Annotated in this window: 8 protein-coding genes; 6 read left to right on the plus strand and 2 right to left on the minus strand. The window is 71.0% G+C overall.

Going from position 1 to position 11,651, the window contains the following annotated elements:
- Positions 1–25 precede the first annotated feature (25 nt).
- Positions 26–1,441, plus strand: coding sequence for an alpha-amylase family protein (locus ASD16_RS04640; RefSeq protein ID WP_235523107.1), 1,416 nt, complete (start codon positions 26–28; stop codon positions 1,439–1,441).
- Between the two features lie 43 nt (positions 1,442–1,484).
- Here ASD16_RS04640 and ASD16_RS04645 read toward each other — a convergent pair whose 3' ends face one another.
- Both ASD16_RS04645 and ASD16_RS04650 read right to left on the minus strand, forming a co-directional pair.
- A complete protein-coding gene (locus ASD16_RS04645; protein ID WP_055913431.1) occupies positions 1,485–3,221 on the minus strand; it encodes a glycoside hydrolase family 13 protein in 1,737 nt (578 codons plus the stop codon).
- Positions 3,222–3,303: 82 nt separating this feature from the next.
- Positions 3,304–4,404, minus strand: a complete 1,101-nt coding sequence (locus tag ASD16_RS04650) for a LacI family DNA-binding transcriptional regulator (protein WP_055913433.1) — start codon at positions 4,402–4,404, stop codon at positions 3,304–3,306.
- 169 nt (positions 4,405–4,573) lie between these two features.
- Between ASD16_RS04650 and ASD16_RS04655 the strand changes: the two genes are divergently transcribed.
- The 5 genes from ASD16_RS04655 to ASD16_RS04675 all read left to right on the plus strand — a co-directional run bounded on the left by ASD16_RS04655 (position 4,574) and on the right by ASD16_RS04675 (position 11,643).
- Positions 4,574–5,815 (plus strand): maltose ABC transporter substrate-binding protein, encoded by a 1,242-nt coding sequence (locus ASD16_RS04655; RefSeq protein WP_055913436.1) that lies wholly within the window; start codon positions 4,574–4,576, stop codon positions 5,813–5,815.
- A gap of 156 nt (positions 5,816–5,971) precedes the next feature.
- Complete coding sequence (locus ASD16_RS04660; RefSeq protein ID WP_055913439.1) at positions 5,972–7,591, plus strand: ABC transporter permease subunit; 1,620 nt, start codon at positions 5,972–5,974, stop codon at positions 7,589–7,591.
- Positions 7,591–8,475: a sugar ABC transporter permease gene (locus ASD16_RS04665; protein ID WP_055913442.1), complete on the plus strand. Its 885-nt coding sequence runs from the start codon at positions 7,591–7,593 to the stop codon at positions 8,473–8,475. Before ASD16_RS04660 ends, ASD16_RS04665 begins: the two co-directional genes overlap by 1 nt.
- A complete protein-coding gene (locus ASD16_RS04670; protein ID WP_082570591.1) occupies positions 8,472–10,319 on the plus strand; it encodes a glycoside hydrolase family 13 protein in 1,848 nt (615 codons plus the stop codon). Before ASD16_RS04665 ends, ASD16_RS04670 begins: the two co-directional genes overlap by 4 nt.
- 16 nt (positions 10,320–10,335) lie before the next feature.
- Positions 10,336–11,643 carry a deoxyguanosinetriphosphate triphosphohydrolase gene (locus ASD16_RS04675; RefSeq protein WP_055913445.1) on the plus strand — a complete coding sequence of 436 codons (1,308 nt, stop codon included), beginning with the start codon at positions 10,336–10,338 and terminating at the stop codon, positions 11,641–11,643.
- Positions 11,644–11,651 lie beyond the last annotated feature (8 nt).

Below are 11,651 nucleotides of genomic sequence, written 5' to 3' on the forward strand. Positions count from 1 at the left end.
TTGCAGCCCGCTCCGGATGGTGACGATGACGCGCCTGCCCGCCCGTGCGACCGCCCTGGTCGGTGCGCTGATGCTCCTCGCCGCCTGCTCGGGCACGCCGGAGCCGTCCGCCGCCGACGAACGTCATGACGTCGGCGTCCAGCTCTTCCAGTGGACGTGGGACGCGATCGCCGCGGAGTGCACCGACACCCTCGGCCCCGACGGCTACGGCTGGGTGCTGACCAGCCCGCCTCAGGAGCACATCACCGGAGACCAGTGGTGGACCTCCTACCAGCCGGTGAGCTACCGGGTGGAGTCCCGGCTGGGCACACGGGAGCAGTACGCGGCCATGGTGCAGACGTGCCACGACGCGGGCGTCGACGTGTGGGCCGACGCCGTGATCAACCACATGACCGGCCAGGACGCTCCGGGCACCGGCTGGGCGGGCTCGTCGTACACGCACTACGAGTACCCCGGGATCTGGACGGACGCCGACTTCCACCACTGCGGACTGACCCCGAACGACGACATCGCCAGCTACCAGGACGCGGCCCAGGTGCAGACCTGCGAGCTGGTCAACCTGGCCGACCTGGACACCGCGACCGAGCACGTGCGGTCGACGATCACGGCGTACCTGGACGACCTGCTCTCCCTCGGGATCGACGGCTTCCGCATCGACGCGGCCAAGCACATGGCTCCTGAGGACATCGCCGCGGTCGTCGCCGGGCTGCCCGAGGGGGCCGGCATCGCGCAGGAGGTCATCCGCGGCAGCGGCGAGCCGATCACGCCCGAGCAGTACCTCGGCAACGGCCAGGTCTACGAGTTCGCCTACGCCAAGGAGCTGCAGGGCGTGCTCGCGGGCTCTCCCGGGCTCGCGCTCGACCTCGGCTCGTCCTCGACGTGGGTGCCGTCCGACCAGGCGGTGGTGTTCGTCGACAACCACGACACCGAGCGCAACGGCTCGACGCTCAGCTACGCCGACGGCGAGCGGTACGCGCTGGCGAACGTCCTCATGCTCGCCGGTACGTACGGCACGCCCGTGGTCTACAGCGGCTACGCGTTCTCCGACCGCGACGCCGGACCGCCGCAGGACAGCGACGGGACGGTGCTCGACGCCTCCTGCAGCGCGGACCCGCAGGACGGCGACTGGGTGTGCCAGCACCGCTGGCCGCAGATCGCGGGCATGGTCGGCTGGCGCAACGTCGTCGGTGACGCGGCCCGGACCGACGAGTGGTCGCAGGGCGACGCCGTGGCGTTCGGACGCGGCGACCGTGGGTTCGTCGTGGTCAACGCCGGCGACGACGAGCTGCGCGCCGACCTGGCGACGAGCCTGCCCGACGGCGACTACTGCGACGTGCTCTCGACCGACGACTGCGCCGGGTCGACCGTGCGGGACGGCACGATCACTGTCACCCTCCCGCCCCGCTCGGCACAGGCATGGGACGTGTCCTCACGCCCCTGAACGACGAACGGCCCCGCCGCGAGGGCGGGGCCGTCGTCGCCGGTCAGGCGGAGTAACGCGCCCAGACGGTGGCGTCGGACGGCACCAGCACCGAGCCGTCGGCGGCGACCGCCGGGTCGATCGACGCCAGCAGCACCTCTGCGCCTGCAGGCAACCCCACGGGCTCGGGGCCGAGGTTGGCGACGACCAGGACGTCCCGGTTCACGAACGCGATGACGTCGTCCCCGAGGCCGTGCAGCCACTCCATCCCGCCCGAGCCCAGACCCGACTCCCGGCGCAGCTGCAGCGCCGACCGGTAGGTCTCGTAGGTCGACCCGGCGACGCCGCGCTGGGCGTCGAGCGCGTACGAGGCCCACTCGGCCGGCTGGGGGAGCCACGTCACACCGGTCGGCGAGAAGCCGAAGCCGTCTTCAGCGGCGGCCCAGGGCAGCGGCACACGGCAACCGTCGCGACCGCGCTCTGCGCCGCCGGTCCGGAAGAACGCGGGGTCCTGGCGCAGGTCGTCGTCGAGCGACGTGTGGTCCGGAAGGCCGAGCTCCTCGCCCTGGTACAGGTAGGCCGAGCCGGGCAGGCCCAGCATCAGCAGCGACGCGCAGCGGGCGCGCTGCAGGCCGAGGGCCTCGTCGGGCTGCTCGTCGCCGTGCCCGATGCCGTTGGGGCGTGAGCCCGGCTCGGGCAGGCCCAGCCGGGAGGCGTGCCGGACGACGTCGTGGTTCGAGAGGACCCAGGTGGTCGGGGCGCCGACAGCGTCCGACGCGCGGTACGACGCCTCGACGACCGTGCGCAGCGCCGGGGCGTCCCAGTGCGTCGCCAGGAACGCGAAGTTGAAGGCCTGGTGCATCTCGTCGGACCGCACGTAGCGGCTCAACCGGGACAGGGGCTCCACCCAGGCCTCGGCGACGAGAGCTCGGTCGCCGTCGTACTCGGCGAGCACCTGGTGCCACGCGCGGTAGATGTCGTGCACGCCGTCCTGGTCGAACATCGGGCCCTGGTTGCCGGAGCCGGAGACGGTGTCGGTGGGCTCGACGTCGTCGGACCCCTCGATCATGGAGACGTGGCCGTCCCAGTCGGGGAGCCCGGGGGCCTTGACCATGCCGTGCGCGACGTCGATGCGGAAGCCGTCGACCCCGCGGCCCAGCCAGAACCGCAGGACGTCCTCGAACTCCGACCGCACCTCGGGGTGCTCCCAGTCCAGGTCGGGCTGGCGCGAGTCGAACAGGTGCAGGTACCACTCGCCGGGCGTGCCGTCGGGGTCCGTCGTCCGGGTCCACGCCGGGCCGCCGAAGATCGACTGCCAGTTGTTGGGCGGCTCGGTCCCGTCGACCCCGCGGCCCTCACGGAACAGGTAGCGGGCGCGCTCCGGGGAGCCCGGTCCGGCGGCCAGCGCCGCCTGGAACCACGCGTGCTCGTCGGAGGTGTGGTTGGGCACCAGGTCGACGATCACGCGCAGGCCGAGGCGGTGGGCGCGCTCGAGCATGACGTCGAAGTCGGCGAGCGTGCCGAAGAGCGGGTCGACGTCGCGGTAGTCGGCCACGTCGTACCCGGCGTCGGCCTGGGGGGACCGGTAGAACGGCGAGAGCCACACGGCGTCCACGCCGAGCTCGGCCAGGTGGTCCAGGCGCGAGGTCACGCCGGGCAGGTCGCCGATGCCGTCACCGGACGCGTCGGCGAACGAGCGCGGGTAGACCTGGTAGATCACGGCATCCCGCCACCACTCGCCGTCGGGCGATCCGGCGGTGTGCACCAGGGTGCGCAGGGGTCGGGTGTCGATCGTCGTCATGCGGGCATGCCTCACTTCGCGGGGTCTCAGAAGGGGGGAGGCGCCGTTGCCGAACAGGGGTCCCGGAGGACTCACGGTCCGGTCAGAGTACGGCGGGAGCCTCAGCGGTCACAGCGACCGAGGTCAGGACAGGTGCGGCGCCGGTGGAGCCGCGGACGATGAGCTCGGGGTGGAACTTGAGCTCTGTCCGGGATGCCGGGGTTCCGTTGATCTCGCCGACGAGCGCGGAGACCGCGGCGTGGCCCATGGAGAGCACCGGCTGGCGCACGGTGGTCAGCGGCGGGTCGGTGAACGCGATCAGCGGGGAGTCGTCGAAGCCGACCACCGACAGGTCGCCCGGCACCGACAGCCCGCGCGAGCGGGCCGCACGGATGGCGCCGAGCGCCATCAGGTCCGAGCCGCAGATGATCGCGGTGTGCCCCGAGTCGATCAGCTCGAGGGCCGCCGCCTGGCCACCCTCGACCGTGAACAGCGTGGTGACGACGTGACCGTCGGTGTCCGTGACGCCGAGGTGGCGTTCCAGGTTGACCGCGAACTCCACCCGTTTGCGGGCGGCCGGCACGAAGCGCTCCGGGCCGATCGCTAGGCCGATCGAGCGATGGCCCAGCGAGACCAGGTGCCGGAAGGCCAGGTCCAGCGCGGCCGAGTCGTCGGTCGACACGGACGGGGCGTCGACCCCTTCGGCGAAGCCGTTGACCAGGACGATCGGCATGCCGCGGCTGCGCAGGCGGTGGTACCGCTCCTTGCTGGCGGTCGTGTCGGCGTGCAGGCCGGACACGAAGACGATCCCGTCGACGGCGTGCTCGAGCAGCATCTCGACGTACTGGTCCTCGGTGGTCCCGCCCGGCGACTGCGTGCACAGCAGCGGCGTGTACCCCCGCTCGGTCAGCATCGTCTCGATGACCTGCGCGAACGCCGGGAACACCGGGTTCGACAGCTCGGGCACCACGAGGCCGACGAGGCCGGCGGACCGGGTGCGCAGCTTCTCGGGTCGCTCGTACCCGAGCACGTCGAGGGCCGCCAGCACGGCTTGCCGCGCCTGGGCCGACACGCCGTGCTTGCCGTTGAGGACCCGAGACACCGTTGCCGTGCTGACGCCGGCCTGTTCGGCCAGGTCCGTCAGTCGGGTGCGCACAGGCGGCAGCGTAGGGGACACCGGACCTCCTCGTCCGTAGTCGTTCATGAGTGGTTCGTCGTGGGTGCAGTGATGCGTCTGCACGCTCCGTGAAACCGTTGCCTGAAAGTTACCGTAACGACTTGCAAGCGCTGTGGCAACGAGGCTAACTTCGGCGCATCAGGCCAGCGTCGGTGGGGTTCCGCCGCGCGGCACACACCCCACTTTGGAGATGACGATGCGACGGAGCATCCCTGTCGTCGCGGCGACGCTCGGCCTCGCGCTGACGCTCACCGCGTGCTCGGGCTCGGCTGAGGAGCCGGCCGACGACACCACCAGCAGCGCGGCCGAGTCCACCGGTTCGTTCGTGATGTGGGTCGACGAGACCCGCATCGACTCGTTCAAGCCCATCGCCGCCGAGTTCGAGGCCGAGACCGGCGTCAAGGTCGAGCTCGTGCAGAAGATCTCGGGTGAGATCAAGGACGACTTCATCGCACAGGTGCCGACGGGCGAGGGCCCCGACGTCATCATCGGTGCCCACGACTGGACCGGCAGCTTCGTCACCAACGGTGTCGTGGCCCCGATCGAGCTGGGCGACCAGGCCGGCAACTTCGCGGAGTCCGCCATCACCGCGTTCGCCTACGACGGCCAGCAGTACGGCATGCCGTACGCGATCGAGAACATCGCGCTCATCCGCAACAACGCGATCCTTCCCGACACGCCCGCCACCACCTTCGACGAGCTCGTCGCGCAGGCCAAGGGTGCCGGCACCGAGTTCTCCGTCGTGATCCAGCAGGGTCCGGACGCCGGCGACGCGTACCACCTGTACCCGCTGCAGACGTCGTTCGGTGCCCCGATCTTCACGCAGACCGAGGACGGCTCGTACACGACCGAGCTCGGCCTGGGCGGCCCCGCGGGTGACGCGTTCGCGGCCTACCTGCAGAAGCTGGGCCAGGAGAAGGTCCTCGACCCGCAGATCGACGGCGACAAGGCCAAGCAGGCCTTCCTCGACGGCAAGGCCCCGTACATCGTCTCCGGCCCGTGGTACGCCACGGAGTTCGTCGACGAGGGCATGGACATCTCCGTGCTCCCCGTCCCGAGCGCCGGTGGCCAGGAGTCGAAGCCGTTCGTCGGCGTCCAGGGCGCGTTCATCTCCGCCAAGTCGAAGAACGCCGTCCTCGCCAACGAGTTCGTGACGAACTTCCTCACCACCGAGAAGATCCAGACCGAGCTGTACGAGTCCGGCGGTCGCCTCCCGGCCCTGACCGCCTCGGCGGAGAAGATCGACGACCCGATCCTCCAGGGCTTCAACGAGGCCGGCGCGACCGGTGCGCCCATGCCGTCGACCCCCGAGATGGGCTCGATGTGGGAGTTCTGGGGCACGACCGAGGTCCAGATCATCGGTGGCCAGGCGCCTGACCCGGCCGCCGCGTGGAACACGATGGTGACCAACATGCAGGGCGCGATCGACGCCGCCTGAGCACACCGCCCGCCTCACCGTCGGCGCACATCCGACGGTGGGGCGGGCGTCTCTCAGTCCGCGCGAGATCTCCGAGCGCGCGGCCGCCGATCATCAGTGCCAGATTGCAAGTCAGGGCGGGTGCGAGGGCGCTCCCGCGGCCGAGGAGGCACCTCAATGACCCAGCAGACCGACCGCCCTGACGTCACAGACCGCGTGCCGCCGCCGCCACCGCGCGAGCTGCCCGCAGGAAGTCGCGACGGGTCGCACGCCCGGAACTTCAGCGGGGGGTTCCTCGTCAAGCTCGTGCTCGTCGCGCTCATCGACGCCGGCGCCGTGTACGGGATCCTCGCCGCCGTCGCCGTCCGGTCCTGGGTGATCGCCGCGTTCCTGGTGCTCGTCCTGATCGCGGTGAACTGGGCGTACTTCTCCAAGCGCGCGCTGCCCGCCAAGTACCTGGTGCCGGGCATGATCTTCCTGTTCGCCTACGTGATCTTCGCGGCGGTGTACACGGCGTACATCGCCTTCACCAACTACGGCGACGGGCACAACTCCGACAAGGCCGACGCGATCGAGGCGATCCTGGCCCAGAACGAGGTCCGGGTCGAGGGTTCGGAGGCGTACGACCTCACGGTGCTGTCCCGGCCCGACGAGCTCGGCTTCGCGATCGTGCAGGACGGCGAGGCGCAGGTCGGGAGCGCGGAGGTCCCGCTCCAGGCCGCACCCGACGCGACGGTCGAGGGCGAGCAGGTCACCGCTGTGCCCACCTGGGACGTGCTGGACTTCGCCGCCATCGCACAGCAGCAGGAGGCGGTCGTCGCGCTGCGTGTGCAGGTGTCCGACGACCCGAACGACGGTGCGCTGCGGACCAATGACGGCTCGACCGGCTATGTCTACGAGTCGACCATGGTCTACGACGAGGCCGCCGACACCATGACGAACACGGTGACGGGCACGGTCTACACCCCGGACGACCACGGGAACTTCCGCTCCGCCGAGGGCGAGGCGCTCACCCCGGGCTGGCGCGTGAGCGTGGGCTTCGAGAACTTCACGCGGGCGTTCACGGACCAGCGGCTGCGCGGCCCGTTCCTCGAGATCTTCCTGTGGACGTTCGCGTTCGCGTTCCTGTCGGTCGCCACCACGTTCGTCGTGGGGCTGTTCCTCGCGATCGTGTTCAACGACCCGCGGGTCAAGGGCCGCCGGTACTACCGGGCGTTGATGATCCTCCCCTACGCGTTCCCGGCGTTCCTGGCCGGCCTCGTCTGGCGCGGCATGCTCAACCAGAGCTTCGGCTTCGTCAACGAGGTCCTGCTCGGCGGCGCGTCGATCCCATGGCTCGACAGCCCGTGGCTGGCCAAGTTCTCTCTGCTGATGGTCAATCTGTGGCTCGGCTTCCCGTACATGTTCCTGGTGTGCACGGGCGCGCTGCAGTCGATCCCGGGTGACGTGCTCGAGTCCGCGCGCATGGACGGCGCCAACGCGTGGCGGGTCCAGCGCTCGATCGTGCTGCCGCTGCTGATGGTCTCGGTGGCACCGCTGCTGGTCGCGTCGTTCGCGTTCAACTTCAACAACTTCACGCTCATCTACACGCTCACCGGCGGCGGGCCGAACTTCCCCGGCGCTCCGATCACGGTCGGCTCGACGGACATCCTGATATCGACGGTGTATGCGATCGCGTTCGAGAGCGGCATCAAGCAGTACGGCTTCGCGAGCGCCCTGTCGATCATGATCTTCCTCCTCGTCGGGGCGATCTCCTGGTGGGGCTTCCGTCGCACGCGCACCCTCGAGGAGATCTGATGACCACGCACTCGGTCGAGGCCAACAGGTCCCCCGTGAAGGGCGCTCGCTGGTGGCGGGAGGTCGGCTGGCGGCACGTCGTCGCCATCGTCACGATCGCGGCGGTGTCCCTGCCGATCCTCTACATCCTGTCCGCCTCCCTGAACCCCGGCGGGACGCTGACCGGCTCGAACGACCTGTTCCGCACCTTCGACCTGGCCAACTACGGGACCTTGGCACCCGAGGGCTTCTGGGGCTGGATGCGCAACACGCTGATCGTCTCCACGGTCACGGCGGTCGGCACGGTCCTCCTGGGAGCCGCAGCCGCCTACGCGTTCTCGCGTTTCCGGTTCCGTGGGCGCCACGGCACTCTCACCGGCCTGCTGCTTGCGCAGATGTTCCCGCAGACGCTCGCGTTCGTCGCGATCTTCCTGCTGCTGTTCACGCTCGGCAAGGTGTTCCCGGCGCTGGGTCTGAACAGTCTGCTCGGACTGATCTGCGTGTACCTCGGGGGTGCCCTCGGCGTGAACACGTTCCTGATGTACGGATTCTTCAACACCGTGCCGCGTGAGCTCGACGAGGCCGCCAAGATCGACGGGGCGTCCCACGCGCAGATCTTCTGGACGATGATCCTGCGCCTGACCGCGCCCATCCTCGCGGTGGTCGGGCTCCTGTCGTTCGTCAGCTCGTTCGGCGACTTCCTCCTCGCGAAGGTGATCCTGCAGTCCAAGGACAAGTACACCGTCGCGCTCGGCCTGTACTCGTGGGCGTCCGACGAGCGCACGGCGGACTGGGGTGTCTTCGCGGCGGGCGCCGTGATCGCCGCGATCCCCGTCCTCGTTCTGTTCTTCGCCCTGCAGAAGTACATCGTCGGGGGGCTGACGGCGGGGGCGGTCAAGGGGTGAGCCCGTCTCGCCACCTGCTCGACCAGCCGCACCACGACGGCTCCGAGCTGTACGTCCGGCGCGCCACGCCGCGGCTCGGGGACGTCGTCCCGGTGCGCGTCCGGGTGCCGCTGTCGGGGACCGAGCGGGCCGTCTGGCTGCGCACGGTCCGCGACGCGGAGCCGCGGATGGTGCCGACGCGGCTCGAGCGGGTGGGCGACGACGCGCGCTGGTACGTCGGCGACGTGCCGGTGCACAACCCCGTGGCCGGCTACCGCGTCCTGCTCGACGAGCCCGGCGGGTACCGCTGGCTCAACGGCCGCGGCGTGCACGAGCGGGACGTGCCCGACGCGGGCGACTTCCGGCTCACCGTGCACGACCCCGCGCCGGCCTGGATGGACACCTCGGTGGTCTACCAGGTGTTCCCGGACCGGTTCGCACGCTCGGGGCAGCAGACCGGCGACCTCCCGGACTGGGCGCTGCCTGCGGCGTGGGACGACGAGCCGATCGCGTCCGGTCGCGGCGTCGCGCAGCAGTACTTCGGCGGCGACCTGCCGGGCGTCGAGCAGCGGCTCGACCACCTGCAGCGCCTCGGTGTCGACACCCTGTACCTGACACCGGTGTTCCCCGGCCGCTCGAACCACCGCTACGACGCGAGCACGTTCGACGTCGTCGACCCGCTGCTGGGTGGCGACGAGGCGCTCGCGTCGCTGAGCCGCGCGGTGCACGCGCGCGGCATGCGGATCCTGGGCGACCTCACGACGAACCACACCGGCGCGGGTCATGAGTGGTTCGCCCGCGCCCAGGCGGACCGGTCCGGCGAGGAGGCGACCTTCTACTACTGGACCGACGACGACCCCGGCTACGTCGGCTGGCTGGAGCACGCGTCGCTGCCCAAGCTCAACTACAACGCCCCGGCGCTGTCCGGCCGCATGGTCGAGGGACCCGACTCGGTGATCGGTCGCTGGCTCGTGGAGCCGTACTCCCTGGACGGCTGGCGCATCGACGTCGCCAACATGACCGGCCGGTACGCCGACGACGACCTGACGCTCCAGGTGGCCCGCACGATCCGGTCGACGATGCACGCCCTCAACCCCGAGGCGGTGCTGGTCTCGGAGCACTTCCACGACGCCGGCACCGACCTCGCGGCGGGCGGCTGGCACGCGAACATGAACTACTCGGCGTTCACGCGGCCGGTGTGGACGTGGCTGGTGGACCCGCACCTCGATCTCGGCTTCCTCGGGATGCCCGTGCCGATCCCGCGCCGCGACGGGGTGTCCATGGTCGACACCATGCGCGACTTCGACTCGACCGTGCCGTGGGCCGTGACCACCCACCAGTGGAACATGCTCGGCTCGCACGACACCGCCCGGCTGCGGACCGTCGTCGGCACGCGCGAGCGCGTCGAGCTGGCCGCCGGTCTGCTGTTCACGTACCCGGGGACGCCCGCGATGTTCGCGGGCGACGAGGGCGGGCTGACCGGCACCAACGGCGAGCACGCCCGCGTCCCGATGCCCTGGGACCAGATCGACGCCGGCGGCGGTCCGCGCTGGGACGCCGCGACGTTCGAGATCTACCGGTCGCTCATCGCGGTCCGCCGCGGCTCCCGCGCGCTGCGCGAGGGCGGGATGCGGTGGGCCGTCGTGACGCCCGACGCGGTCGCGTACCTGCGCGAGACGCTGGACGAGCGCGTGCTCGTGCTCGTCGCGCGCGCTCCGTGGGAAGGGACCGACCTGCCGCGACACCTGCTCGCACCGGGGGCATCGCCGGAGAACCTGTACGGCGGTGGGGACCTCGGGGTGCGACCCGATCGCCTCCGGCTGCCGGGCGACGGACCCGGGGTGCAGGTCTGGCGGCTGGCCTGATCGTTAGGCTGGCACCGTGACCCAACTCGACCAGTCTCTCGACCTCGACGGCTACGTCGACGCCGACCGGGCGCGCTGGGTCCCCGAGCCGGTCAAGTCACGCGAGCGGACGGCGTTCGAGCGGGACCGCGCGCGTCTCGTGCACTCCTCGGCACTGCGTCGCCTGGGCGCCAAGACGCAGGTGCTCGGGCCGTCGTCCGACGACTTCGTGCGCACGCGCCTGACCCACACGCTCGAGGTCGCCCAGGTGGGTCGGGAGATCGGCAAGGCGCTGGGCTGCGACCCCGACATCGTCGACACCGCATGCCTGGCGCACGACCTCGGGCACCCGCCGTTCGGGCACAACGGCGAGCGCGCGCTGGCGGAGCTGGCCAGGGGGATCGGCGGGTTCGAGGGCAACGCCCAGACGCTCCGGCTGCTCACCCGGCTGGAGCCCAAGGTCGTCGCCCCGGACGGTCGCGCGGTCGGCCTCAACCTGACCCGCGCCAGCCTCGACGCCTCAGTGAAGTACCCGTGGCGGCACCTGCAGGGACCGGTGAGCGCCGCGAGCGGGAGGCCGACGCACAAGTTCGGCGTCTACGAGGACGACCTGCCCGTCTTCGAGTGGCTGCGCGAGCAGGCGCCCGACGGCCGCAAGTGCCTCGAGGCGCAGGTCATGGACCTGGCCGACGACATCTCCTACTCGGTGCACGACGTGGAGGACGCGGTCGTCGGCGGTCGCCTGGACCTGGAGGTCCTGGGCGTGCCCGGGGAGCGCGACCGCGTGGTCGAGGCCGTCCAGACCTGGTACGGAGACGCTGTCAGCGCCGACGGGCTGCAGGACGCGATCGACCGGCTGGTGGCAGCGCGGCTGTGGCGTCCGGGGTTCGACGGCTCCCGCGCCGCGCTGGCGTCGCTCAAGGACTCCACCAGCCAGCTGATCGGCCGGTTCGCCAAGGCGTCGCAGCTGGCCACGCGCGAGGAGTACGGCCCGGGACCGCTCACCCGGTACGCGGCCGACCTGATCGTGCCGCACGACACCCTGGCCGAGATCCTCGTGCTCAAGGGCCTCGCCGTCACCTACGTCATGGCACCGCGCGAGCTCGAACCGCTCTACCACCGGCAGCGCGAGGTCCTCGTCGACCTGGTGCACGTGCTGTCCGAGCGGGCGCCGATCGCGCTCGAGCCGCCGTTCGCGGCGGACTGGGTGGAGGCCGCGAACGACGCCGCCCGCCTGCGCGTGGTGATCGACCAGGTGGCCTCGCTCACCGACGTCTCCGCGGCCGAGCTGCACGCCCGCCTGGTTCACCCGCCCCGGCACGGCGGACCGCCCGTCCTGGTCTGAGATCGGTC

Source organism: Cellulomonas sp. Root485 (assembly GCF_001426705.1).
GTDB lineage: Bacteria > Actinomycetota > Actinomycetes > Actinomycetales > Cellulomonadaceae > Cellulomonas.